Source organism: Blastocatellia bacterium (assembly GCA_035275065.1).
Lineage (GTDB): Bacteria > Acidobacteriota > Blastocatellia > UBA7656 > UBA7656 > DATENM01.
In genome coordinates, this window is sequence record DATENM010000068.1 from 10,710 (window position 1) to 36,407 (window position 25,698).

24 protein-coding genes and 1 tRNA gene are annotated in these 25,698 nt (G+C 60.0%); 11 read left to right on the forward strand and 14 right to left on the reverse strand.

The genetic code is table 11. The features are described 5' to 3' along the window. The first annotated feature begins 228 nt into the window (after positions 1-228). From VJ464_16815 to VJ464_16840, 6 genes are read left to right on the forward strand one after another with little or no spacing between them, the layout of a single operon-like run. Positions 229-1,464, forward strand: coding sequence for a hypothetical protein (locus tag VJ464_16815; GenBank protein ID HKQ06799.1), 1,236 nt, complete (start codon positions 229-231; stop codon positions 1,462-1,464). After that, positions 1,464-9,767, forward strand: coding sequence for a hypothetical protein (locus VJ464_16820; GenBank protein HKQ06800.1), 8,304 nt, complete (start codon positions 1,464-1,466; stop codon positions 9,765-9,767). Before VJ464_16815 ends, VJ464_16820 begins: the two co-directional genes overlap by 1 nt. Then, complete coding sequence (locus VJ464_16825) at positions 9,757-10,029, forward strand: hypothetical protein (GenBank protein HKQ06801.1); 273 nt, start codon at positions 9,757-9,759, stop codon at positions 10,027-10,029. Before VJ464_16820 ends, VJ464_16825 begins: the two co-directional genes overlap by 11 nt. A gap of 36 nt (positions 10,030-10,065) precedes the next feature. Continuing rightward, complete coding sequence (locus VJ464_16830; GenBank protein HKQ06802.1) at positions 10,066-10,722, forward strand: hypothetical protein; 657 nt, start codon at positions 10,066-10,068, stop codon at positions 10,720-10,722. Positions 10,723-10,724: 2 nt separating this feature from the next. Beyond that, on the forward strand, positions 10,725-11,000 hold the full coding sequence (locus tag VJ464_16835; GenBank protein ID HKQ06803.1) for a hypothetical protein: 276 nt from the start codon (positions 10,725-10,727) through the stop codon (positions 10,998-11,000). A gap of 34 nt (positions 11,001-11,034) precedes the next feature. After that, complete coding sequence (locus VJ464_16840; protein HKQ06804.1) at positions 11,035-12,165, forward strand: hypothetical protein; 1,131 nt, start codon at positions 11,035-11,037, stop codon at positions 12,163-12,165. A 446-nt stretch (positions 12,166-12,611) separates the two neighbouring features. On the opposite strand, the gene VJ464_16845 is transcribed toward VJ464_16840, so the two are convergent. The 10 genes from VJ464_16845 to VJ464_16890 form a co-directional block, all read right to left on the reverse strand. Further along, positions 12,612-12,785: a hypothetical protein gene (locus VJ464_16845; GenBank protein ID HKQ06805.1), complete on the reverse strand. Its 174-nt coding sequence runs from the start codon at positions 12,783-12,785 to the stop codon at positions 12,612-12,614. A gap of 130 nt (positions 12,786-12,915) precedes the next feature. After that, the gene (locus tag VJ464_16850; GenBank protein HKQ06806.1) at positions 12,916-13,605 is read right to left on the reverse strand and encodes a hypothetical protein; all 690 of its coding nucleotides are present in this window, start codon (positions 13,603-13,605) and stop codon (positions 12,916-12,918) included. A 1-nt stretch (position 13,606) separates the two neighbouring features. Further along, on the reverse strand, positions 13,607-16,891 hold the full coding sequence (locus VJ464_16855; GenBank protein HKQ06807.1) for an N-6 DNA methylase: 3,285 nt from the start codon (positions 16,889-16,891) through the stop codon (positions 13,607-13,609). Positions 16,892-16,956: 65 nt separating this feature from the next. After that, the gene (locus tag VJ464_16860) at positions 16,957-17,283 is read right to left on the reverse strand and encodes a ParA family protein (protein ID HKQ06808.1); all 327 of its coding nucleotides are present in this window, start codon (positions 17,281-17,283) and stop codon (positions 16,957-16,959) included. Continuing rightward, the gene (locus tag VJ464_16865; protein ID HKQ06809.1) at positions 17,280-17,456 is read right to left on the reverse strand and encodes an excisionase family DNA-binding protein; all 177 of its coding nucleotides are present in this window, start codon (positions 17,454-17,456) and stop codon (positions 17,280-17,282) included. The genes VJ464_16860 and VJ464_16865 overlap by 4 nt, the downstream gene beginning before the upstream one ends. A gap of 284 nt (positions 17,457-17,740) precedes the next feature. Next, positions 17,741-18,028, reverse strand: a complete 288-nt coding sequence (locus VJ464_16870) for a hypothetical protein (GenBank protein ID HKQ06810.1) — start codon at positions 18,026-18,028, stop codon at positions 17,741-17,743. A 794-nt stretch (positions 18,029-18,822) separates the two neighbouring features. Next, positions 18,823-19,335 carry a hypothetical protein gene (locus tag VJ464_16875; protein ID HKQ06811.1) on the reverse strand — a complete coding sequence of 171 codons (513 nt, stop codon included), beginning with the start codon at positions 19,333-19,335 and terminating at the stop codon, positions 18,823-18,825. Beyond that, entirely contained in the window at positions 19,332-19,820 is a 489-nt protein-coding gene (locus VJ464_16880) for a hypothetical protein (protein ID HKQ06812.1), read from the reverse strand. The genes VJ464_16875 and VJ464_16880 overlap by 4 nt, the downstream gene beginning before the upstream one ends. Beyond that, on the reverse strand, positions 19,817-20,398 hold the full coding sequence (locus tag VJ464_16885) for a hypothetical protein (GenBank protein ID HKQ06813.1): 582 nt from the start codon (positions 20,396-20,398) through the stop codon (positions 19,817-19,819). The genes VJ464_16880 and VJ464_16885 overlap by 4 nt, the downstream gene beginning before the upstream one ends. Positions 20,399-20,500: 102 nt before the next feature. Further along, positions 20,501-21,508: a hypothetical protein gene (locus VJ464_16890; GenBank protein HKQ06814.1), complete on the reverse strand. Its 1,008-nt coding sequence runs from the start codon at positions 21,506-21,508 to the stop codon at positions 20,501-20,503. Between VJ464_16890 and VJ464_16895 the strand changes: the two genes are divergently transcribed. Next, positions 21,480-21,773, forward strand: coding sequence for a hypothetical protein (locus VJ464_16895; protein HKQ06815.1), 294 nt, complete (start codon positions 21,480-21,482; stop codon positions 21,771-21,773). The genes VJ464_16890 and VJ464_16895 overlap by 29 nt on opposite strands. An 87-nt stretch (positions 21,774-21,860) precedes the next feature. Here VJ464_16895 and VJ464_16900 read toward each other — a convergent pair whose 3' ends face one another. Together VJ464_16900 and VJ464_16905 are read right to left on the reverse strand one after the other, a co-directional pair. Beyond that, positions 21,861-22,064, reverse strand: a complete 204-nt coding sequence (locus VJ464_16900) for a hypothetical protein (protein ID HKQ06816.1) — start codon at positions 22,062-22,064, stop codon at positions 21,861-21,863. 3 nt (positions 22,065-22,067) lie between these two features. After that, positions 22,068-22,202 (reverse strand): hypothetical protein, encoded by a 135-nt coding sequence (locus tag VJ464_16905; protein ID HKQ06817.1) that lies wholly within the window; start codon positions 22,200-22,202, stop codon positions 22,068-22,070. Positions 22,203-22,491: 289 nt separating this feature from the next. Here VJ464_16905 and VJ464_16910 point away from each other — a divergent pair, with 289 nt between their 5' ends. The 3 genes from VJ464_16910 (at position 22,492) to VJ464_16920 (ending at position 23,447) form a co-directional block, all read left to right on the forward strand. Continuing rightward, positions 22,492-22,704 carry a helix-turn-helix domain-containing protein gene (locus tag VJ464_16910; protein ID HKQ06818.1) on the forward strand — a complete coding sequence of 71 codons (213 nt, stop codon included), beginning with the start codon at positions 22,492-22,494 and terminating at the stop codon, positions 22,702-22,704. After that, complete coding sequence (locus tag VJ464_16915) at positions 22,701-22,937, forward strand: transcriptional regulator (protein ID HKQ06819.1); 237 nt, start codon at positions 22,701-22,703, stop codon at positions 22,935-22,937. Before VJ464_16910 ends, VJ464_16915 begins: the two co-directional genes overlap by 4 nt. Before the next feature lie 96 nt (positions 22,938-23,033). Further along, the gene (locus VJ464_16920) at positions 23,034-23,447 is read left to right on the forward strand and encodes a hypothetical protein (GenBank protein HKQ06820.1); all 414 of its coding nucleotides are present in this window, start codon (positions 23,034-23,036) and stop codon (positions 23,445-23,447) included. A 232-nt stretch (positions 23,448-23,679) separates the two neighbouring features. Here the strand turns inward: VJ464_16920 and VJ464_16925 are convergent, their stop codons facing one another. Next, positions 23,680-24,606 (reverse strand): hypothetical protein, encoded by a 927-nt coding sequence (locus VJ464_16925; GenBank protein HKQ06821.1) that lies wholly within the window; start codon positions 24,604-24,606, stop codon positions 23,680-23,682. A gap of 145 nt (positions 24,607-24,751) precedes the next feature. Continuing rightward, a tRNA-Arg gene (locus tag VJ464_16930) sits at positions 24,752-24,825 on the reverse strand. Positions 24,826-24,999: 174 nt separating this feature from the next. Between VJ464_16930 and VJ464_16935 the strand changes: the two genes are divergently transcribed. Further along, entirely contained in the window at positions 25,000-25,680 is a 681-nt protein-coding gene (locus tag VJ464_16935; protein ID HKQ06822.1) for an endonuclease III, read from the forward strand. Positions 25,681-25,698 lie beyond the last annotated feature (18 nt).

Consider the following 25,698-nt stretch of genomic DNA (forward strand, 5'->3'; position numbering starts at 1 on the left):
GGCCCTTTCTTGTCGCCTTTTCTCAGGTCGGTAGTTCAACCCGAATGGGTGAGAGTATGCGGTGAAGCCTGCAAATTTGAAAGAGTAAAATAAAACTCTATCCCTTCGGGGGATTCTTGAATACAATCAATTCACCCAGGCGAGCGGCCCTCCCGCTCGTAAAAATCGCCTTTTCTTACCAACCCCCGCCCGCAAGCGCTTCAACCCGCTTCGCACCTGGAGCAATTTATGTTTGACGACAACAACCCCGCCTACCCCGGCGGCGGCGCGCTGGGCGCGCTACTGAAGTCGCACCAACTCTTTTCGCTGATTGAAAACACCAAGCTGGCGCAGCAGGACGCCCAGCTCCGTCAGCAGAATTTCCAGCGCGAGACGGCCAACGACAAATGGCTGCATGACCGCGACGCGCGGCTCGACCAGCAGGCGCAGGCCAACCAGAACCGCGACGACATAGACCGAGTGCTTGCCGCCGGCGGCGTGCAGGTGCATCCCGGCACCTTCTTTTCACAGTTCCTCATGCCGAGGGCTGAAAAGATCGGCGAGAATTATTACAGCCGTCCTGACCCGCAGTATGTCGCTGATCGCAACGCACAGCGCGAGCTGGACAAGCACCGCAGAGAGAAAGAGATTGATGCGGAGGTCGCCGACCGCAACGCTCAAGAGTTCCCGCTTGACGCCTTCTTTCCTAACCAGCCGGCGGCGAAGGGCAGGACTGTAAAACTGCGTCCTGAAAACGTCGCCGGCTTCCTAAACTTCGCCAACAACGCGGCGACTCACGGCCAGTTTAACTTTCACACCATCACGCCCGATGGCGCGGTGCACATCTTCCGATCCGGACCCGACGGCACCAAGGAAGAGATCAGGCCGAACGCCGGCACCCCGCCGACGCACGCCTACAGTGACAGGGATAAGAACGCCGCGAATCTTCGCGCGCTGCAATGGTGGAAACAGACCTATCCGAACGGCAAGACCAGCGATGAATTCGAGCGCGCGGCTCAGGCTTATGCCAATGATAACCAGGTGGGCGTAGACGAGGCACGCCGCGCCCTCAGCTCATCAAAGCGGGCGCGCGACCGCTACGGCGTTTCTGAGGTCTACATCACAGACCCGAAAAAGGACATCGAATTCCAGCAGAAGCAGGGCGAGTTCCTGGAGCAGGGCGGCGGCCAGGCGGGCGCCGGTGCTGCCGGTGCCGGACAGCCGAAGGGCGCCACGGCCCCGGCGGCGCCGCGTATCGATCCGAAAAAGGCGACGGCTCAGGTGGACCAGTACGCCCGCATGCAGGGGTTGACCGACCAGCAACGCGCCACGCTCGAAACCGAACTCGCGCGGGACCTGATGGCGTCCGGCATTGTGCGCAGTGACGCCGACGCGCGGGCCTACATCAAGCGCAAGCTCGGCGGCGCGGGCGGCGCTTCGCGCTTCAAGTTTGCGCCGGCGCAGCCGGGCTACCAGGGGCAGTAATGAGCAGCGATCCGCAGCAACAGGGCGGCGATTTCCAGGGCCTCTTCGGACAGCTCAACGGCGAATTCAAATCGCGGTTCGGTCGCGATCTGTTCGTCACCGCCAGCGACAACGAAGAACACCGCAAGCTGCACCCCGGCGGCGCCGCCGACGTGCGCGCCCGCGACCTCTCCAGCGACGAGCGGCGCTTCGTCACGTCGCGCGCGCCGCAGCTCGGCCTCAACGTGCGCGACTATTCATGGGTCACGAAGCCGTTTGTAACTTCTAACGGCATCACCATCAGCGGGCCGCATATCCATCTCGACGCTGACCGGCCCGGCACCCGCCCGCAACCGTCGCCGGGCCAGGCCGCGCCGGCGCAGACCAACTTCGAGGCGGCGCTTTCTGGCATGGGCCTTCAGTCGCCCGGCGCGGCTTCAAGCGGCTGGGTGAAAGAACGCCCTGCCGTGAGTCCGACCCCTGGCAACGCGCCGCAATCAAGCTTTGAAAGCGCGCTCTCGAAGATGGGGATTAGCGCGCCGGCAACCGTTGAGGTCGAGCACCCGATGTACACGGCTGCCGTTAATGAAGTGGCGCAGACTGCGGGAGTGCATCCCGACCGGGCGCGGCAGTTCCTTGATTCCAAGCCGGGCAAGAAAGCTTATCCGAACCTGCCAAAATCTCAGAGCGTGCCGGCGCCGACGCCTTCGCTCACGACTGATGACCTGATGCCCGCGACGTCAAAGGCCGGGCCGAAAGTGATCTATGCCGACGAGCTGGCCGACTATGCGAAGCAGCATGGCTATCAAGATTCGGACATAACGACGCCCCGGCGCGGCATCACTCGCCACGTGACGGGTGAAGAAAATGCGGCCACCGACTTATACAATCAGGGCTACACGATCATGCAGCGCGTCAAGCCCTCGACGAATGAGGAGACGGCGAGCGCTGGGCCCACATCGTCACAACAGCCGATGAGACCGACGGCGGCGGGCGAGCCATCGGCAGTCTACAGCCCTGCGCCGTTTGATCCATTCAGCGGCAAGCCGACCGTGCATCTTGCGCCCGCGCCGACCGGCCCACGCCCGCAGGATGAGCCGGCGCCTCATCGGGGCGCGAATGTTCTAGCCGGCCCCCGCCTCGGCATGCGGCTGGTCCAGCGCGGCACTGACGAGCTGGGCCGCGGCGTCTACGTCGAGGAGCCGGAAGCGCTGATTCCCGGTGAGAACATCAAAGACGAAGCGGCGCTCGACCAGCGGTTGGGCGAGCTGGCGAAGATGCGCGGCGATCTGCTCACCCAACCGGCAGAACAGGCCGGCCCGTCACTGGCCCTTGTGGATGAAAAAATCCGCCACCTGTCGCAGGTGAAAAACGACCTGGCGCGAATACGGAGCGGTGGCGCGCAGAGCCCGCAGGCACCTTCACAGGGGGGTAGACCCGCCGACCGTCCCGAAGATTTGCCGTGGTATTTGAAAGGCCATGCGGCCAACGTCGCTTCCGGTGTTCAATCCGGGGTCGCTGGCCTCGGTGATGTCATTTACGGCTGGGAAAAGATGCTCGGCGTCACGCCTTCGCCAGAGTTCAAGCCGGCGATTGAATCGGGCCATGAATATGCGGCCTACTCTGCGCAGCGCGGCGGCGAGGGCGTCTTGCCCGAGTTTGAAAGGGGCGCCGGCCACCTGGCGGTTGATCTTCCCTTGCTCGCCGCCGGCGGCATCCCGGCGATGGCGGTTGAGGGGGCGGGCGCCGCGGCGGCTGACCCGCGGGCGACGCCCGACTCTGTGGGCTTCGCCGCCGCGCAGAATGCCGCGCTCGGGGCGGCGATGCACGCCGGCTCCGTGCTCTCGGTGCCTAAGCGCGTGCTGCTCGGCGCGACGCTGTTCGGCGGGACCACCGCCGCCGAAGGCGGCACACGTGAGCAGGTGATTTCTCAAGCGCTGCTCGGCGGCGGCCTCGGCGTCTTCGGCGGCAAGCGCGTCCGCACGCCCGATGGCCAGGTCTATGAGGTCGTAGGCGAAAATCACGATGCGGTTGAACTCAAGCCGGTTTCGGGGCTGTCCGCTGAAGGCGCGAAAATGTCAGAAGCGGAAGCCGCTGCTATTCGACAGCGCGATAGTGCCTATCAGGGCGCGCCGTCGCCGCAGTCGGAAGCGACCGCTCCGGCAGCCGCGCCGCCCGCTGATGAGCCGATGGGGATGACGCCGGGCATCTCTGGCACCACTTCATTGTCGAACGAAGAGCTGAGCAGAGCCGAAAGGTTTTTCAAAGTCGGGCGCGGTGCTGATGTTACCTCGTTGGGCAAGCAACCGGATGCGCCGCTGCGCCCCGGTGAGGCGGTCGTCGCCATCGGGCCGGACGGCGCGGCCCGCGTCGTCAATTCAGCCGGCCAGGTCGACCAGCGTCAAGCCATCGCAAAAGCACAGGCGACTCTGAAACAGCAAAGCACGCTCAGCGTCGGCGAACAGGCGATGGAAAAGGCGACGCCCGCACTCGTCGAACAAGTTGAATCAACCCCGCTGCGCGAAGTCGCCGCAAAGAGCGGTCTCGGCCCGAAGGATGCCGCCAAGGGCGTCAATGATGTGCTGGCCGATCACGCGCGGGAGTTTTCGCCTGAAGCTACCGCAGTCAAGCGGGGGCTGCTCAAAGAGCAGGGCGGCGCGAATGGGACTAGCGTCCCACAGCGCACGGCGTTCGAATCGGCGCTCCAAGAGATGGACCTCGGACCAGCGTCCACGGCATCGCCTGAAAGGGCGATGCGCCCGACGGAGCGCCCGGCGGCCCCGACGTCATCATCGCCGGAAATGGCGATTGGCGATCGCACGCACTTCGAGCGCGCGCTCGATGAGATGGCGGGTGGCCAGAAAAAACAGCAGGTGCAACCTTCAGTGATCGAGCCAGAAGTGCTCGCCGACGTGCCACATGAAATCGCGGTAAGTGTCAAAGGCGAGCCGCGCCGCGTAACCGTCACCACGAAACGCGCCGACGATGGCCAGTACGAAGTAACCAAGGTCAAGCTGCACAACGACCAGACCGGCAGATATGAACTCTACACGCCGCCCGATAATCGCTTCGCCACAGCGGAAGAGGCCCGCGCCGCCGTGTTTGACCAGGTCAAGCGCGGGGTGCAAGGAAAGATCGAGGGCGGCGCGGCTGCCGGCATCGCTCGAGGTGGCGAGGCTGGCCAGCGCCCGGCGCTCTCAACCGGCAACGAAGCGACGGCGACCACTGAGCGCGGCACACAAATCAAAACCCGCTATAAGGTCGTCGAGGCTGACTCGCTGATCGCTTCGCACGACGCGGCGGGCAATCCCAACCCGCGCTATCCCCAGGAAGTGCAGCCGCGCGACCGCTCGCGCCTGGCGAGCGAAGAGCAGGTTAATAATATGGCCCGCAACCTGCGCCCCGAGTTCCTGGGCGAGTCTCCGAAAGCCAGCGATGGCGCTCCGATTGTCGGGCCTGATTCGGTCGTCGAGAGCGGCAACGGTCGCGTGATGGCGCTGCGCCGCGTCTACGAGCGCCACCCGGAGAACGCCGCGAATTATCGCGGCTTCGTCGCCGATCAGGCCGACCGCCTGGGGCTCGACCGCGCCGCCGTCGAGCGGGTCAAGAATCCGGTGCTGGTCCGCGAGCGCCTGACGCCAGTAGACCGCGCGCAGTTTGCCCGCGAAGCCAACGAGCAGGCGACGGCCAGCATGTCGGCGGTCGAGCAAGCGCGCAGTGACGCCGCGAAGCTCGACGAAGGGCTGATGAGTAATTTCCGCCCGTCGGATTCTGGCGAGGTACTGACCGCCGGCAACCGCGGGTTTGTGGGCCGTTTCCTTGAGCATGTCGTTGGTCCGGCTGAGCGCGGGCGTTACGTCACCGCCGATGGCCAGGTGTCGCAAGAGGGCGCGAACCGCATCCGCAACGCGATCTTCGCAAAGGCTTACGCGGACACTCCTGAAGGCGTCGCGGCACTTGAAAAGCTCGCCGAGTCCACCGACAGCAATGTGAAGAACATCACGACCGCGATGCTCCAGAACGCCGGCGGCTTCGCATCGCTCAAAAAGGCGATTGGTGCCGGCGTGCGCTACCCGGTGGACATTGCCGGCGACATCGCGGCGGCGATGAAGAAGCTTTCCGCGCTGCGCGAGCAGGGCACGTCTGTTGACGAGTATCTCAGGCAGGGCGGGCTGTTCGGCGACGAGCTGACGGGCCTGCAAAAAGAGATTCTTTCCGTCTTTGATAAGAACAAGCGCTCGGCGAAGGTCATCGGCGAGATTCTGGATAATTACCTGCGGGTCGCCGACGCGGCGGGCGATCCGAAACAGCAATCATTCTTCTCGAAGATTGAACCCACAAAGGGCGCATTCTTCGAGGCCGCAGTTGAGGAGGCGACCAATGGCCAAGGAAAGCAAGCCGGACTATTCACCGAACAAGAACGATCACAAGCTGGCCGTGGCAACGGCGCGCATGCTGATCAGAAAGTCGAAGCAAAAGGACCTGAAGCGCCAGCCGCTCGCGAGCAAGCTGAAAATGTAGCCCCGCCTACACTCAAAGAGCCGCGATCACCCATCGCCGGAAGTGGCGAGAGGATCCAAGGCGGCGAGCGCGAGCTGTCGAAGCCCGCCGCCGAGTTCGTCGAAAAGCACGCGCTGCCGAAAGAGGAGATCAAGCGCGCCATCGAGCGCGAGCTTGACGAGGACGCCCCGGCCTTCGTCCGCGATGCCCGCCGGCGGCTGCTCGAATCGCTGGCCGGCAACAAGCTGTCGGCCAACCCGCTGCACGTCTTCTATGACACGGCGCTGGTGACGGCCTACGACGTTTATAAAGGCGCTAAGGATTTCTCGGCCTGGTCCAAAGAGATGGTCAACCGCCTGGGCGAGAAAGTGAGGCCACACCTCGAAGACATCTTCGACGACTTGAAAGGCTTCGGCCCGCGCCAGGTCCTGGCCAGGCTCAAGAGTGCGCGGCTCATCCCTGATAGCGTGGTCGCCGAGGCGCTCGCGGGTGATCGCCCCGGCTACCTCAAAGACGTGGCCGACTTCATCACCGAGCAGCGGCAGAAGGTCGTTAAAGGCAGCCTGACGCTGCGCGACGTGGCGAAGGCTTACTACATGACCGTGGCGAGCCAGGGCGCCACCGCGATCAAGGCCGAAACCTTGCGCGCGAAGATGAAGGCCGCGGGGATCAAGCTCGACCTGCCGAACGAGTACCTGACCGCCAACAAGAAAGGCGACTTGATGATCAGGCCGGAAGAGGCCGCCGGCGCCTGGCTGCTCTCGCCCCATGGGCAGCGGGCACTCGCCGACCTTGAGCGCGGCGTGTTCAACGAAAAGCTGTGGGCCGAGGCCGCCCGCGTGCGTGAGGCGTTCGGCGATGATCGGCTCGCCAAGAACAACGTGCTGGGCGAAGCGCGCCGCGGCACCTTCAACATGCGCAACCTGGCTACAGCCGTCGCGCAGATGAACGAAGCCAAAGGCAATACCATCAGGCTCCAGGCCGCCGGCTCGAAGCTCAACGGCATCGGCGTCGGCAAGGTCGGCTTCCTGAAACACCTGCTGGGGTTCGGCGACAGCCCCACGATTGATGCGGTTGAAATCAACTGGTGGCTGACGGGTAAAGGGCACATTGCCAACCTCAAGACGCGACAGGCCGAGTTCGCCCGCGCGATCAAGGATTTTACCGGCAACGTGAAGCTAAGCCGCGCGGTCGCAGAGCGCATCAACAGCCGATTCAGTCAGTTGCGGGAGTCGGGCCGAGTCGCGCCGGACATCCCCGACGAGGCTTTCAACCACGTCCTGCACCAATGGATATGGGATAAGGCAAAGGGTGAAGTCAACACACACACAGGAATGTATGCAGCGATGCGCGAGCCCGAATTCGTGGCGCGGTCGCGCGAGCGGATGAGGGAGAGCCTTTCCGGCAATCGCTTGAATTCGAACCCGGTCCGCGACCTCTACGACGCGGCCATAGTGACCGGCTACGACCTTTATAAATCAGTCAAAGATTTTTCAACTTGGTCGCGCCGCATGGCCGAAGAGTTCGGCCCCGAAGTGAAAGAGCACCTGCAAACCGTATGGCAGCAGCTCACCGGCCAGGCCGACGCCCGCCAGCCCCGGATTCAGCAAGAGCTGCCCGGCGAGCCGGTTGACTTCGGCGGCGGCGGCGACGCGCGCGCCGCCAAAGGTCAAAGGACGCTCTTTCAAACCGCCCCGGTGCCAGAGGGAGAGCCAATGGCAAAAGGGGTGAAGCTCACAGAAGAGGGCCGCAAGGCAATTCGAGACGCCTGGGATGAAGTCATGCGCGACGAGCCGCCCGCAGGCCCATCGCAGCCGTCGAGTGGCAACGGCGGGGCGAAGCATACCGCCGGCGAAGCTTACCTCGAAGAGTCCGACGGGCCGAAAAAGACGTCATTCTCCGACAAGCTGCTCGCGCTGCGGCGCACCAACGAGCTGATGAACCTGCGCACGCTCGCCAAGGTGGTGATCGGCCACGGCGCGGCGATGCCCGCCGAAGAGCTGAGCCGCGCCATCGCAACGATCCCCGATGTGTTGATGGCCGGCTTCAAGCGCGGGCGCTCGCTCACCGCTATGGACTTCGGGGCGATGGCGCGCGCCGGCTACGAGGGCGCCACGAAGGGCGTCAAAGAGGCCGCCAACATCCTGCGCCACGGCGATCCGTCCGGCATCCCTGAGATGTCGCGCGAGATTCCAGACGGCAACCCGCTGTTTCGCCTGTGGGTCAACGGCAGCCGCAGAGTCTACGGCGCGGCGCTTCAACCGGAGCGCGTCCTGGCGATCCGCCGGGCGATGGAGGAGCGCGCGAGACTCTGGGCCGAAAGCGAAGCCCGGCAAGGCACGATCAAGCCATCAGAGGTGAGAGCGCGCACGCGAGAATTGATCGGGGGTGACAAAGACCCATCAGCAACCGCCCGCATATCACTCGACGCGATGGCCGATGCCGAGTACGTCACTTATCGCAATCAGAATGCGTTCGTGAAGAAGCTGCGCGACGCGGCGGAAGTCTTCAGCCCGCGGGCGCGGCAAGTGCTCGACCAGGCGACGCTGTTCATGAACACGCCGGCCAACGTCGTCGAGATGAATCTGAAATACACCCCCATAGGCGGCGCAGCTGACGTGTGGGGCGCAGTCAAGGAGTGGAAGGCGAACGGGCCGAGTGCCGAAGCGCGCCGCCAGCTCTCGATGGCGATGGGCCGCATGGGCGTGGGCGCCGCGGCCTTCGCGTTCGGCTATTACCTCTCGGGCCAGGGCCAGATGCAGGGCATGCTATCAACGCCGGTCTCCGACGCGGAGGGCCACTGGCGCAGCGCCGTGCATATCCCAGGGACAAATATCTGGTTGCCGGTGCTGCACCTCGGCCCCGTCGGCGCGCTGATGACGCTGGGGGCGACCGTGCGCCAGGCGGTCGACAAGAATCGCCACAAGGAAGAAGACGGCGCCGAGCCGACGACGGCCAGAGACGTGGTTTCCGCCGCCGCCAAGGCGCTGGTCGCCGAACACCCGACGGCGAAGCTCGTCACCGACGCGGCGGACCTCATCGAGAAGCCCGGCGAGAACCTGGGCAGGTTCAGCGTGTCGCAGGCGCGGACGTTGCTGCCGGGCGATTCAGCGCTTCGGGAGGCGGCGGCGCTCACCGACGACAAAGAGCGCGAGGCGAAGGGCGCCGAACAGGAATTCAAGAAAGGCACCCCCGGCCTGCGTCAAACGCTGCCGGCAAAGCGCGACGTGCTGGGCCGCGAAATACCGAGTAAGAGTCTGCCCGGCGAAGTCTTCAACTACGACACCGACCGCTCGACCCCGGCGCTCGACGAAATGAACCGGCTGGGCGTCTCGATCAACCAGCCCAAGGCAAAGGCGGGCGAGTCGGCGGAAGCGCTCGACAAGCGCGCCGCCGGGTCGGGGCAGCTCGTCGGCGAACGGCTGGACATGCTGGTTGAGTCTCAGGCTTACCAGAAGCTCGACGACCGGATGAAGCGCGCCGTCCTGCGGGCCGCGACCGCCGAGGCACGCTCGGATTTCGAGAAGAGCGAAGGGAAGAAGCTGCCCGACAAGGAGGCCGCCGGGTTCAACCTGGAAGTGCTCGCGGCGCGCGTTCTCGCCGAAAACGAGCTGAAGGGCAGCCGGGATTATCAGGCGCTCAACGACGACCAGCGGAAGCGCGTCAAAGATAGCCTGGTCAAGATGTTCTCCTCGATCCGCGTGAGGGCAAAGAACGAAGTGAGGGATGGCCGCGCCGACCTCAGAGAGCTGCTGCTCGACCTGAAAGGCGCGGTGCGGGATACCATTCGAGACGTGAAGGAGGGGCGCGACGATGAACGATGAGGAGCGCGAGGCTTTTACGAGGTACGTTGAAAATTTCCTGCGCGAGCAGGAGATGATTTCTCGGCTGAAGGAAAACGATAAGAAGATGCGCGCCAGCGCCGACCCTTACGCCGTGCGCGACGCGGGCGAGCAGCTCGTCGTTGACTTGATGAAGTATCTGGCCGGCGAGTGCGAGCCGCTCGACCCTCATTTCGTGGCGCTGCTCCTGCCGCCGGTCTGCCCGGTGAGATTCTGGATGCATTACTGCGAGGCGGGCGCCTAGTCCCTGTAATCCAGCCCCCAAACTGGATGGTGAATTATGGCAGCGGCTGCGCCCGCGATAGGGCTTGGCTCTTCACTGATCGGCGGTCTGCTCGGTCGCAAGGCGCCGACTTCAACCTCGACGAGTTCCGGCACCTCTACGCCGGTCTTTAGCGACGGCCAGCAGAGCCTGCAAAACGTCCTCGAAAAGTTCCTGCGCAAAGGGATCAAGCAGGGCGGCGAGCCGACGCAGGCGGAAAGAAACACCGCCGGCCTGAGCGTCAATAACAATTTCGACGCCATGATGAAACGGCTTCAGGCGAACGCCGTGGCGCGCGGCTTCAACGATTCGGGCAAGCTCAACCTCAACACGCAAGGCTTAGAGGTGCAGCGGGCGAATGCCATGCAGCAGAGCGAGGCGCAGCTCCAGGAGCAGGCCCGCCAGCGCCAGCTCCAACTGCTCGCGCTCGCCGCGGGGCCGGCCTTCGCCGCGCCTGGCACGACCTACAACCAGACTTCGACCGGCACGGGGCCGACGCCTAATTTGGGGCAGATCATCGGCAGCGCCGGCGGCGACCTGTCGGGGTTCTTGATGCTGCAACGGATGCTGCAACAGGTGCGCGGCAATGGCATCAGTCCGGGCTTTCTCAAGCTCCCCGGTCAAGGCGGCGTGCCCGACCCGAACGCCAACCCCTATGGCGACCTGGGGAATTAGCCATGGACTTCAAAGAGCTGATCAACTACGGCGCGCTGGGCGTCGTTATTCTGTGGTTCATGCTCCGCTTCGAGCCGCGTATTAAAGAGCTGACTTCGGCGGTCAACCGGCTGTCTCAGCTCTACATCATCGAACTCACTGCGCGCGGCGATCTGCCGCCGCGCCGCCCGATATCCTCGGCGCGCGCCACGCGCAGCCCGGCCATTGACGAGCTGCTCGCAAAGCTCAAACAAGAGATTGAGCGAGAGATGGAAGAGGCGCCGCGCAGGATCGCCTGACCGATTCGCCCCGACTAGCCCCCGGAGTGACCATATGAAAAGCCTTCTCAGATTTTTTGCGACCGCGCTGCTGCTGCTCGCCCCGATCACCGCTCACGCGCAGGACAACACTCTGAAGCTCGAAGTGCTGCAAGGCGGCACGCGCGCGAAGCTCTGGTCGGCGGGCACGGCCCGGCTCAACTGCTCGACCGGCGTCACCTGCACGCTCGATCCCGTTAATGGGCGCGTTGACATCACGGCGAGCGGCAGCGTTTCGGGCGCGAACCCCTCCGCGCCCATCGGCCTCTCGGCGGTCAACGGCTCGGCCTCCACCTTCATGCGTTCGGACGCCGCGCCGGCGCTCTCTCAGTCGATCACGCCGACCTGGACGGGGCAGCACACGTTCGCCATCGGCACGATCACCACCAGCACGCCGTCTCCAAACATCACCCAAACCTGGAATAGCAGCGGCATCACTTTCACGGCGATCAAAGCCAGCATCACGAACACGGCCAGCGCCTCCGGCTCGCTGTTGATGGACTTGCAGGTCGGCGGCGCGTCGCAGTTCTCGGTCCGCCGCGACGGGGTGATTTTCGCCCCGACCCTTTCGACGACGGGGCTCGCCGGCAACCAGACTTTGACGCTCACGGGCAACAACACCGCCTCCGTGCTCGTGTCGAGCATCGCGCTCTTCTCCACCAGCCCGCAGGGCTTGAGCCTCACGTCCAACGGCGGCGTCTACTTCACCAACAGCACGAGCAACCCCAACACGACGACGGTCGGGGGATATGACAGCCCATCCGCCGGGGTGATTCTGGCCAATGCCGGCTCCAACACGACGGTCGGCGTCTTCCGCGGCAACCGCGAGGTGGTAGCGAAGACCGCCAATTACACCGTCGTCGCCCGCGACACCGGCAGATTTTTCACCAACGCGGGCGCGTCGGGCGAGGTCGATTTCACGCTGCCAACGGCGGCGGCGGGGCTGACCTACATTTTCTACGTGGACGCCGCGCAGACTTTGAAGGTGATCGCCGGCGCCTCGACGACGATCCGCGTCGCGGGGTCTGTTTCTGCCTCCGCCGGCAACATCACGAACGCCACCACGGGCGGCTCGATTCGGCTGACGGCGATCTCCACCACGCAATGGGTCGCGGAGTACTCACAAGGGACGTGGACGGTAAACTAAGCGGGCGGGTTAGATGATTGCCGGCGGCGCCCGCCGAATCGCTTGATGACGAAGGCGGCGCCCGGCGCGGTGATCCCCCATCGCCGAAAACGGCGAGAGGATCCACGCCGGCGCCGCTCGCCAGATCGGGCGATGGAAGATCCGGCGGCCCACTGCCCGCAATAAACCCGCACAACCTCGCAGCCGATTTGCGAGTAATCGCCTGCCGGCGTCATCGCCCTTTCTGGCGGTGTCGTCGATTGGGAACACCGCAAAGGATCACACCCTCGGTCGGCGAATAACAGGAGGAAAACAGGAGGAGGAGTGCCCAAAATTACCCATTCCGGAAATTGATTAAAGAGCGACGAGTGATGAGTGACGAGTGACAAGCTGAACGGCCCGCCGTGGCGTTTATTCGGCCTCAGAGCGTCCGGGGATGCCAAGCCTCGCCCGCCGGGCGAATCGCCTCAGAGCGCCAGAGCGGCGCGCGCCGGCGGTGCCTTAGAATCGAGGATGTGGAGTTGCAGGCGGCAGAGGATCAGATTGCAACTCTTAGCAATGGTGTCGAACTGAATAGCATTGATCTCGCCCTTGATCCGGCACCAGAGGTGGACGTGGCTGATGCCGGCCTGCTTTGCCAACTAGTAGCGTGAACGTTCGCGCAAGGCGAGCAGCTCGTCGAGCCGCAGTTCGATTGTCGAAGTAACTTTGATCAATATTAGATTAGAATTGCCTTTGTCCGATCGCAGATGATAGGTTGAGCGAGATGACTCATGCTAATTCGCACTCTCTTAGATCAACCCAAAAGTGATTGAGCTTCAAAGGTGAAATGGGGAATGGTCGCTCAAGTTCGTGTTCAAGTATGCTGATGTCATTCTTCTGCCAGCCTCCTATCGGACCGACTAAGATAGGAACCGACACGGCTTTGGCGGTTTCGTTTACTTCACGCAAAATTTCATCGAACTCCATGTTTTGCACATAGCCCACCATGGCAGATGATATTTCTCCTTGCGCGTAGGCGTGTTCTTCGGTGACGAAGCGGAGCACACCATGGTTAATATAATTCTCGTTGAAGATCCAGTCTGTTCGTTTTGGTTTGCCGAGACGCTTACACTCAATAAAAAAAAAGCGGCCACTGCGTTTGGGATCAGTAACTAGATAATCGATAAAGGACCAGTAAAAATCAGGTATCATCTTCTCACGCCGAGCCTCGTAATCGTCATCAGGATCAGGTGGGTTTTTCCCTTCTGGTGTGGGAGGATGATCGAATCCGCCTACACCTGCTTCCCACAATTTCCGATTCGCCTCAAGAAGACAGAAGTAAAGATCTCTATTGAGACGTGTTTCAGAAAGAGGTAATTTCTTCTTCTGAAGGATTCTTAGCGCCTCGAAAAGGATTCTCAGTACGCGGGACTCATGATTTCTCCAGATATCTAACTGCGATAGCCGAGGCTGGTTCATTCTATCTCTCCAAGGTACTGGCCTGCATCTGCATGGCTTGGAGTAGCGTAGCCTCTGCGTCCTCGCGGGCAACACTGCGAGTCCATAGCCATCTTTCGTCTCGCTTTATAATGAAAATATCTGTATCTGTAACTGCACGAACAATGGCATCAATGTAGATGCGCTGAGTCACAGGCTGTAATAGAATTTCTTCACATCGCGCAAGAAGCAATTCCCACTGTTCTTTTTCACTCGAAAGGATCTCTGGCAGCGATGATCCTTTCTCTTGAGTCGTAAAGACAACGGCTACCATCGGTGTATCCCGTGGGCGAATGACCCGCCATCTAAACTCACCGTTCGGCTCTAGTTCACGGTTCCATACTTGGAGAAATGCGTAAAGGTATCCTTCCAACTCCTGATGGGAATCTTGGTGAGTTGGTAGGTTGGCAATAGTACCTTGTGACGTTTGAAGCCTACTCCTTGTCCTTTGCTGCGCCGCTGAGTCAGCCCCGTTAATTAGAAGGTCGAATTTATAATCTAAGAAATCATTAACTAGGTCCCGTTCAGGCGCAGTGAACCCAAATAAGTCGAAGATTGCAGTGTTCAGTTCTTGTAAAAACTCTGCTGGAATCGCAGTAGTTAAGGAGCGAATCGAGTCAACAGCAGAAACAATTCTTTTGACAACTGCATTTTCTTCTTCAGGGATCCTCACGGGCATTAAAAGAATATCCGAAGGCACAGTCTGGTCGTACCACGCCCCCCAACTGCCTGATGTCATAAAAAGCCTGTACCGTCCTAGTGAGGACCAGAAAATGCCTAAGATCAGTTTAGCTTGCCAAGTTGGAAGAGACGGCAAGGGAACACAATAGATAGTATGTCTGAATGAGAATTCATCGTATTCGAGACGTGCGCACGCTCCATACGATGCCTTTATTCCTCTTACTACAATTAATCTCTGGTTTTGATATAGCCTTTCATCCGGCTGCCTTTTTACCCCTTTCGGAGGATCTTCAAACCACTCTTTCCTTAGCGGCCCGTACCACCGCAATTTCTCACTTTTTAGTGGCTTCAATTCCTTCAAGGTATCACTAGGATTTTGCCCGCCACGCTGAAAGCCATAACCAGGGCTGGCATCATCCTCTTTCAGCAAATCTTTCAATCTAACCTCAGCATCAAGAACAGCAAGCAACGCCGAATCTCGATGCGTTCCCCACCAATAGGTTTTCCATAGATAATCTCTGTTCTTCAACTCGGACTTGCGTACTATGCGTTGATCAGCATTAGTTAAAACGACCGTTCGAAGTCGCTCAGCTGCCCTTGTACGCCTTGCACTGACATAAATAAGATGTGAATCTTCTTTGTCATTGTTCTTTAACCCAAAATGGACAAAGATGAAAGGGGCTATGGACTTATCAAAGAATAATCTTCGGACATGAACAAAATTCACGACTTCATTGATTGTTGACTCTGAAAGCCAAACCTGGCGGAACTCTTGACTGGTACTCCTCTGATTGAATATGACACTTGAGTGAACGAGTAACCCAATCACCCCAGGATCTTTTACTAGAGATAATGTTCTGTATATAAAAAGCTGTGAATAGCTTTTATCACCGACAGTGCGTTCATATGCTTTTGCCCATCGAATAGCTTGTAATCTCCCATCATCTCGCTCTTTATCTTTCTTAATATCAGAGCCACTGCCCGCCTCAGACCACGGGGGATTCCCAACAATTATATCGAAGCTGTGTAGTTCTATATCCAAGGTACGGTCATCTGTCAGCATACGCTGCACTTCTGCACGCCCCGTGAAGACTCTGCTTTGCTCTAGCCTTCCTTGTAGTTCAACTCGTTCGCTCGGTGTAAGGCTGAAGGCATTTGAGTTAAAAAGCAGATGGTAATGATGCTCATCTTTTGGCTGACCTTCTGCATGAATCAAATAAGGAAGTCGCTTGCTGGCAAGAATGTCAGGCGGTTTCTGGTAGTGAAGAAGAGCTAAGTATAGGCTGAAGGCAGCTACGTGTGTGGCCTCTGTGTTGATCTCTATTCCCCTAATTTGATTGCGGAGAATCTGCCTAAGCTCGTCAGGTGATGGCAAACTCCCTTCTTGCCGTTGAACGCTAAAGCGTACCATTCGCCTGAAGGCTTCTACTAAAAAGATCCCGGAGCCACATGCAGGATCGAGGACCTTAGGATTCGTGGCCAGCCGATCCGATGTTAATGCTCTTGAAAGGACATACTCAACAAGAACACTCGGCGTGTAGTGAGTTCCTTTATCATCTTCGTTATTCTCATGATAGAACTCTTCGTAAATACTGCTGATTAGCTCAATAGGAATAATTTCAAAATCATATGCCCAGAAGAAGAGTGTTGGTTGGTCAGAGTTGCTCTCACCGAGCAGGAACCCACGAAGCAAATTGAGATGATGTTGATCAACTGCTTGCTCTTCCTCCAGATCTCGCGGGAACATATCCCCATTGAAGTCTTCTGCAAGCCTATTGAAGAGGGCATAAGTGAAGTCCTTGTTACGAAGCACACGGTCATATCGGCGTTTTTCTAAGTCAATGGTCAGGGCAGGTTTTTCCGGCACTTCAGAGAGAATCGCTTCCCATGCAGGGTGGCCTTTGGCCACTAGCTCGAAATACTTTGGTATCAGAACCTCACGGTCCTCTAGATAGCGAACGAAGATAGACCGTCCTATCAAGGCATGCGCGTAGCGCTTCTTAAGCGGAGAGTCCAACAAAGCCTGACGCACGGCCTTTAAGTCGTGAATCAAACGGCGATCAGCACGCTCTTCAATATTTCCAAAATACCTTTCTTCAAACAGGCGGCCAGACTCTACCTGCTCACGTCGGAATGCATTCAGCTTTACAGCAACGTCCAATACGCTATTGGCGACCGCAAGCGGACTAAGGCTCTGCCATTCGCCGACACTTTTCGCTGGAGGTCTGTTAAGGCTATAGACGCGGAGCTCGCCAGGTAAAGCTAGGAATAAGCATTGTGGCCTGGCCATGCACCACGCTTGGCGAAAAGCTTTTATTAAACCTGTGGCATCTTGCGAATCTCGGACCTCGCAAAACACAATCACAGGATCATCATTCACGAAGAATACCTTCTCAGCGCCAACCTTCTTTGCGAGAGAAAGCCAATCTCCTTTTTGTAACCATTCTTCCATCTCGCGGCTTCCAGGAGACGGAAATGAAACGGCCTCGAGTAATGCCCCTTTTTCATACCCAAGGCTTCGATAGGCTTCCTTAAGAAAGGAGCCGGGCGGTTCTTTTGAGAATGGTAAGAAGAACATTTGTCTCATTCGACGTCCGCCGCTTTCGTGTTTAAGACTAACAATCCTGTTGCTTTTGGGGTCATTACATCGCGCTATTGATGCTGTAGCTTACCGTGCTTACACTTCGCCGCAGGTCCATTGCCAATGCCATTGGGGTAATAGAACCCTTGCCCGCGGCAGTCCAGGCACTGGGCAATGTCAATCTGCGCCGGCGAGTTCAAGAATGCCTCGGTCGTCACGTTGGAGAGCGTCGGCCACTCGGGCTGTGTCTCGCACCAGGAGCGCGCCAGCGAGCCCTGGCTGTCGCAGCCGATGGCGAGAACCTGGAAGCCCCGCATGGCGCGGCAGGCCGACAGCTCGCGCGTGATGGTGGTCTTGCCGACGCCGCCTTTCTGATTAGCTAAGGCGATAACTTTCATGGCCTGGCCTCTTTTAGTTTGCGCAATTCAGCCGTCTTGATCAGCTTCTTACGCTCGTCGAGCGGGTCCTTTTCGACGGTGATTTTTCTTTCTTTGACCAGCGCCCGCAGCTTAGGCAGCGAGACGCCGAGATAGCGAGCGGCTTCGGTGAAGGTCTTTCTGTTCCCGGCCATACGCCTCACGTGCCCCTGTTACTGAAAAAAACGTAAAAACAGAGAAACTCTGTGAAAACTAGTGAAACATTGTGATGGGCCGATTATATATAAACCTCCTTACAAAGCAAGCAAAAACCGGGGACAAGAGGACGGCATGGGATTGTAGGATTGCTTAAATCCTCAAAAACAAAAAGCGGCGCAGCCCGCCAAGGCCACGCCGCTCAAGTCACAATGATAAACGATGCTTCTACTCTGTGTGGTCGGTGGGCCACGTGGACGCTGGTCGAGCGCGGCCCCGGTGATCATCCCGCCAGCCGGTCGGCGTAAGTCAATCCATCCTGGCCGGGGATCACCGCGTCGAGCGAGACGAATTTGAAGCGGTCGGCCATCTGGCGGCTCACCTTGCGCCGGTAGAACGGGACGGCGCTCTTGATGTCCGACAGGCTAAGCTCGCCTGAGAGTGCGGCGATGGCCATCTCCTGCGCGACCTCTTCGCGCAGCTCGTCGGCGACGCGCGACACCGCCCGCTCGATCATCGGCAGCAGCTCGTCGCCGGCCAGCCTTGCCTCGAATTGATGAACCGCCTTCATAGTCAGTGTGTAGCTCCGACCGCATTCGCCTCTGCAATGGTAACGCTGCTTGCACCCGTACCGCTGCATTCTGACGCCCTGCCCGCCGCAACGCGGACATGGGGGCTTCGGGTCTTTCTTTGATTGCCAAACGGTTTTACGTGGTCTAGGGCTTTTACTCCACTGCGCGCACATCTCGCAGTGTGGCTTGCGTGGCGGTCGTTTTTTCTTTACCAGTGAAAAGCCGCCGCAGGAGGAGCTTTTACACTTATATCTTTGAATCCCATCTTTGCGTCCCTGCCGGCTGCTCGGCCCTCCGCACTTCGGGCAGGGCGGGTTTGGCCGCGGCTCGCCTGGCTTGGTGTTCGCGTTGAAGTAGCGCCCGCAGCCGCCTCGGCACTTATAGCGTCGGGTGCCGGCGTCGTCGTGGCTGTACTTCGTGCTGCGCCCGCCGCACCTGGGGCAGCTCGGGTTGTTGAGCCCCCTGGTGCGCGCGCCGAATATGCGCCCGCATTGACCCTTGCAGCGGTATTGCTGCCCGCCGCGGTAGAAGCCTCCTTTGATGCTCGGCCCCGCACACCTGGGGCAAGGCGGGTTCTGTGGTATAGTCGCCATTGACGTTCATCCGTTGCGGCGGGGTGCCTCCCGCCGGTGTAAGGCTCAGGGTGTTAGCAGCACCTTGGGCCTTTCGATTTTTGGGGGCGGGCCGCTTCGACGTCGGTCCATCGCTCGCAGCCCGGCTGGTGGTCAACCTCTGCGCCGCCGGCGTCTGCTCGTGCGGCCCTGGCGTCGGTATGCGAGAAAACGGCGCGGCGTCATTCTTTGCCCTCTTCCCGAGTCAGCCACTCGATCTCCGACAGCGCGCGCGAAATGTCTTCCTGGCTCACATCTATTTCAGACCCATCCGGCAGGTAGAGGCCCAGGTAGGCTTCAAGGATCGCTAACGCTTGCCGCTCCGGGTCCCTGTGGCAGCGCCTGGCGTCGGCTTTGAGCGCTTCTGCCGCTTCGGTTGAAAGTGAGACGAACAGCAAGCCGCCGGTTGAATCGAGGCGCGGCAGGTCGCCTTGCGTGAGGATGAAGATGGCCGATTGCAAATCGCTCCTGTCGGCTTCCAGGCAGGCATTCATGCAATCGACCATTAGCCAGTCGAGCTTCATCTTCAGCAACGTGTCAATGATTTCAAACCGCTCGGCGTGCCGATAAAACCGATCCTGGTTTGGCCTCGTGGCGCGGTTGTGGAGTGCGGCAAACCGCTTCACCCTCTCCTGCTGCTGGAATGGTGTCATCGCATTGCCGCCCGGCATGTAGCGCGTGGTGAATCGGTTCACTGCCGCACCTCGCTTTCTACCTTTGCCCGGCGCGGCGCTTTGAATCCCTTCTCAGGTTGAAAGTAGAACAGGCTGTGCCCGCTGCCGTCTTCGTGGTTGATGTCGAACGCCGCTTGCTCTCCGGGTCGCTCCCATCGGAACGTGCCGAAGTCAGCGCCGTCCGCGCCTTCTATGCTGATCGCAAGCGGGCGGTCGAGCTTGAACGTCTGCTCGTGAGTCTTGGCGTCGGGCCGGCGCGGCGCATCCTTCGCGCGAAAGGCAAGCTCCAGGCTGGCCGCCTCGATGCTGGCCGCTCGCTTGTGATGGGTGAATCTCAGGCTTTGCGCCGTCCGCTCGTCTTCCTTCCCGGCCTGTTGATGCCTCCTGCTTGCAAAAGCTCGATCAAAAGATATGGCGTAGATCGTGCCGCCTTTGCGGTTGGCGAAGACGAGATGAAGCGCGTCGTAATCGCACAGGTTGAAGGTCATGGCCTTTTTCTTTCTCATTGGCGCTGGCCCCCTTCCTTCTCTGGCTGTGATAGAAGGCGCTCGGCGATCTGCGGCCAGTTCCGGCGCGCGTCGCCGGCGATGCCTGGTGACGCGTCGTTGATCAGGTCATTCATTGCGTCGGCCAGGTCGTTGTGAATCGCGACCGGCGTCTCCGGGTTTTCGAGGATCGCGATGAGGTGCTCGCCAAGCTCCATGACGTTGCGCCGGCGCTCGTCGCTCACCTTGGCGCCGCTCGCCGTTTTTGGCGATGACTCCGGGGCATCGCCGGCTGTCGGGCCGTATCTCTTCGCCCTCCATGCCTCTGTCACCCTGCCTCCGGCGCGCAGGTCGTCGAGGTAGTTTTCGAGGCTTACCGTGTGGGCTATGGAAACATTGAAGGCGGCCTTGATCAGCTCGAAGAGGGCGTCTTGCGTTGCCGCCTCTTTGGTGTTGTCGTGCAGCAGCATAAGCATGCGGATGAATTCGTCCGGCTCGTCTCTTTCGGCGAACATCGCCGCGTCTACTAGCCGCATGCATCGTTCGGACGTAAAAATGTCGAACGGCTCTTGTCCGGGTTGGTTCTCATCTGCTTTCATCAATTCATCTCCTGCGCGCCGCAAAGCGCGCGGTGATCGGGCCGGGGCTGGCGATCTTTGCGGGTCAGACAGCCTCCGGCCTTTGCCTTACTGTGAAGTCTTCTAATGGGCGATTGATGAACGATGAACGGTGAGCGGCGGGGCGCGCGGTGAGGCTCTCGGGTTGGCGCGCGTTCGAATGATTGCTGACCTGGTGCGCTCGCCGCTGCCGGCGATGAGGTCCCGCGCTGCTGGCCGGGCTTTGCTCGCAATAATCTTGCAATAGCAGTTGCGGGCAATCCGTCGGCGTCGCTCTTTTCGGCGAGTGGATATCTGCGCCTTTGGCGCGGCGGCCTCGACGACACCGCTATTTCTGGCGATGACGGCCGCCGCGTCGCGCTCGCGCAGCTCGTCGGCTGTCTCTGACCATTCGGGGTAAGCCTGGGCAATCGGGCTCGCCAGGGCCACGGCGATGGCCCGGCGCGCGGCGTCCGCCTCCCCGACTGCGGCCAGCTCGACGGCGATCTCGTTGTGATACTGAAACCACAGATGCGGGTGAAGGCGCGCGGCCTGGCGCACGAGTGGGAACATCGCGCGCAGCTCATTGACGGCTGACTGACTATCCCCCTCGATGCCCTTGATGACGGCAAGCTGCATCGAGGCGCCGGCGACCGCGAACGGGTCAACACTCTGGCCGGCCTTTATCGCTTCGACGTGCAGGCGGGCGGCCTCGGCGAAGTTGCCGCGGTACTCTTCGACGGTGCCGAGGGTGAGCAGGGCGCGCGGTGCGGTCAGCGGCGCCAGCAATGAGGCCGCCGCGTCCAGTTGCCCGGCGCGGGTGTGAAGTACGGCGCGGTAGTAGGCGGCGGCGCGCTGCGCCGGTTGGAATGGGATTGATTCGAGCGCCCCGGTGATCGCTTCCAGGGCCGTGTCGTCGCGCCGGCCGTAAGCCAGTTCGGCCAGTCTCAGCAGCCGGGCCGTGTCCTGCTCGAAGGATTGGTTAGCCGTCGCTATTGCTGCTAAGATGCCCCGCGAAAGCTCGCGCCCGCCTGCCTTTCCAGGCAGAGCGGATACACTTCTCTCTTTGGAGCACTTCCCGACTATGAAAAAGCTGATCGCTGTTTCGTTCATCGTTCTAGCTCTGCCTGTCGCGGCGTCAATGGTTCACCTGAGCCGTGGGGCTCAAGCCTTCAACGTGGTCGCCGTCGCCGGTCATACAAAGGTCGGCGGCGGTTCCTGCACGTGCGGTGATGCCGATTGCGTTTATGACCCCGGCGAGTGCGACGGCCAGTTGCCCGGCGCGATTCCCGCCGGCGGCGCTGGCGTTGACGGCGCCGGCGTGATGCTGGCCATGTTCGCGCTGGGCCTCGCCGCCCGCTTCCTGCTCAAGCCGTAATAACTCGCCCCTTGCTCTTGTGGCCGCTGAAGGTTGAAAGCTCGCAGCGGCCACAGGGCGCGCGCCTCCGAGAGCCGGGGCGAGGCCTCAGCCCCGCACGAGTAGCTTTTCGCTCTGCGCGCTGCGCGGGTGCTTGGTGCAGATGAAGCCGGCCATGTGGTCGCGCCGGGCTCGACCGTAGTCGAACCATTCCGCCGGCCCGCCGCACTCGGCGCAACGGATGCCCAGCTCGGCGGCGGTCTTCGGCATGACGTATGGCCTCTGTGATGTGGCCTTCTTCTTCCGTGGCATTCGTCACACCCCCTCGGGCGGCGCGTCGCCGCGTTCTTCCTGGGGTTTTCCTTGCCTGGCGCGGACGGCCCGCTCGAATTCGTAATCGAGCCACGTCTTGAGGTCGCAGGGCATCAGCAGCGGGAAATTGTCTTGCATATGAGAGCCCTCGAATCTCAGCCGCGCCGGCCAGCCTTCAACCGCCGTTTGGTCTTCATGGTCTGCGGCTGGCGCGGCGCGTTGATTCTCAACCGTAAGTTTGTTACGTCGACATAACAAACTTAGTATATGCCCGCCGCCCGGCGGCGTCAATCCAATTCGTTATGTATCCGTAACAAACTCACTTGCTGGCCGGCGGGCTGGCGGTGTAGAATCGGCCTTGCCTGATTGTTATGCCGGCATTACGATTTCGGCTATGGCCAGGCGGAAAGGCGGGAGTGACTTGACCGTGCATGAAGTGGCGGGCCGACTCGGCACGACGGTTTCGACCGTCCGAGTGTGGCTGTCGCGCGGCAGGTTTCCGGGCGCCCGCAAAGAACAGAGCCCGGCTGGCGAATACTGGATGATCCCTGAAAGCGCGCTCGATGGCTTTGAAATGAGAAAGCCGGGACCCAAGCCCGGCGCGAAGAAGCCAACAGCCAAAAAAGCCAAGTCGAAATGAAGCGCAAGCTGCTCAAGGCCGGCGCGGTGGCCGGTCTGATGGGCGTGACGCCGCGCACCCTGGAGAACTGGGCCGCCGACCCCGCCGACGACTTCCCGAAGCCGGTCACGCGCAACGGCAAGTTTTACTGGGTCGAGTCGGAAGTTGATGACTACATCGAGAGGATGGTGGAGGCGCGCGACGCGGAGTGGGCCAAAATTCGGAAGGCACTTCAGGCGGCTAACAGCGCATGACTTCACAGGCGAGTTTTATTGACTCTTCCATTATAATGCCAGCAGATTGATGTAAGTTCTGCCCCTCCTGATTAACCTTTTCGGAAAGGTACTCTCATGCGAGCTGAATATCAGCGTAGGGCCAGCGGGCTATTCTGGCTGGGCCTCGGCATTACCGCGCTAGGCTGTTTTTTCGACCTGGCGATGCAATCGGATGGGCTGATGAGTGTGGACGGCGCTTCGCTGGCGGCTGTCGGCCAGGCGTTCGTGGGATTGCTGTTCGGGGTGTTGCTGCCCATCGCGAAGATATATGAGACGACGCAACTCAGCAAAGCCCCCGGCGTGGCGCTGGTGTCCGGCGCGATTCTGTTTGTTGCCTCGGGGGTGCTCGTCTCCGCCTGCCGCGCGTTCGCGAGAGGGAAGGGCTATGGCGTCGGCTTGGGCTACCTGGGATTGCTGGGGCTGGCCGGCGTGGTGGTGCTCATGTTTTTCCCAGACCGCACGGCGCCGGCGCGCGGCCCAGCTCGGTGATCAGTGATCGGCGCCGATGCGAACGCGCTAATGACGGTACACACTGGCGGCTTCGATCTCCGGGGGGAGTTTGCCCGCAAAAGCATCACACTGCGCCGGATGCTTGTTTGTCACCTGAAAGGCCGGAACGAAGTGGAGGAATGGGCAGCGCCGATTTGACAAACAAGGTGGCGCGGTATCATCAGTGGCGGGCAAACTGCCTTGAATTCGGATCGCGCGAAGCGCCGCTTAACTAGGTGACTGAGGCGCCTGCTGGCGCGGCCGCTGATCCTAGCTGCTTCAGCATGGAATGAAGCATGTCGAGCAACAGGATTAGTCTGGTCGACGCTTCGACGGTCGAATAGGTGAGCCACAGACCGTGGCTTACGGCATGGCGGTTTACGTCGCCCGGCTCGGCGTGGTTAGATGGATTATAGTCAACGTAGATCCTTTCAAGCATTGCCAAGTTATGGTAATTCGCAATTGCCTGGACGTCATCTAAGCTGATTTGATCTGCTGCGGGTATGGTGTCCAAGGTCACAAACTTATCAGTAAACCGCTTTTTGACTGTCTCGAAGCGCCAAGCCGTAAAGCCAGCGTCTTCGGTTTTGATGAATTCTCTAATGATGCCTTCGATCTGAATGATAAGGGTTGGCACGGTCAAGGTATATTTGCCCTCTTTGTGTGCCCAAAGTGCGTCTTCGAATATTTTCTTCCTTTCGCTGAAGCCGGACGCATCCCAGCCCTGGACGATATTGGCAAGTTCCTGGCATTCGTTAGAATTGAAATGACCCACTATATATTGCGTGAGATCATGGGCTGTAAGGTTGCCTTCGTGTGCAATGATTACTCTGTAAAACGACATAGGGAGGTCATTGATCACCCACCATCCATGCTTATACATAACCTCGGACGATTTCGCCATCTCGGCCTTCATTTCGTTGATGGTCTTGATAGCTCTCTGCAATCCTTCGACAATTGACTGCGCTTTGGCAGCAGCGCGGTCAATGGCCCCTCCTTCGGCCAGCGCCTTATCTATCCAATTCCCTGCCTGAGCGGCTCTGCTGATAGCACCCTCCATGAGTGTCCCGGCATTGCGGAGTAAGTCTTTGAGGAAGCGTAGTCTTGAATCCTCGGCTTTTCTCAATTGCTTAACTGCTTCATCTACTTGGTCAGTCATTATCATGCTCCGTATAATCGTTACTGCTCTCGCCTACCGTTAGTGCAGATTTTCGAAGTTGTTGTAGCCCTTCAATGTGGGAACATATGTGGGGTTCAACAACAAGAGCCACCTGGCAGGTGGCTCTAAGTATTTAATTCTAAAGTGCGCCCGGCACGACTCGAACGTGCGACCTTTTGGTTCGTAGCCAAACGCTCTATCCAACTGAGCTACGGGCGCTTAGACGGCACTGTTGTGAATCAGTGCTGAATTGTCAAAGCAGGATTATCGCAAACCGCCGCTTGTGGTGTCAACCGCAGTCAATTTCTATCAACCGCTCGCTTTTCTATCTACTGCTTGTCCCTCACCCTAACCCTGTTGCGCCTTCAACTACGCTTTGATAGAACTTCGAAGATGAACAAGCAGGCGGTCAGTGAAGCGCCCGAAAGCCTCGGCTACGTCATTCAAAACCTTAAAGCGGTCTATGGCGTCCCCGAATGCGAAGGCGGGCTCGACCCGCTCGATGTGCTGGTCGAAACCATCCTTTCGCAGTCAACCACAAATGCCAACAGCCAGCGCGCTTTTGCCAGCCTTAAACAGAAGTTCCCCAACTGGGACGCGGCGCGGCGGGCGCGCGTCACCTCCATCGAAGCGGCCATTCGCTCCGGCGGTCTGGCAAAACAGAAATCGCTCCGCATCAAACGGCTGCTGAAGGAAATCTATGAGCGGCGCGGCTCGCTCGACATCGGCTTTCTCCGTAGCGCGCCGCTTGACGAAGCCGTCGCCTTTCTCTCGAGCTTCAAAGGCGTTGGCCCCAAAACCGTCGCCTGCACCCTGTTGTTCGCCTGTGATCGTCCCATCTTTCCCATAGACACGCACATCTTTCGCATCGCGCGGCGTCTGGCGCTGATCCCTGAACGCTGCTCGGACGAGGAGGCCCACCGCTTGATGACCGCCATGATCCCCGCCGACCGCTACTATGAAGTTCACGTCAACTTGATTCGCCATGGTCGCCGCGTCTGCCGCCCACAGCAACCCGCCTGCGAGCAGTGCTGCCTGGTCGAGTATTGCGCTTATTACGAGACCAAGAGATAGCGGCGTCCGTCGCGGGAT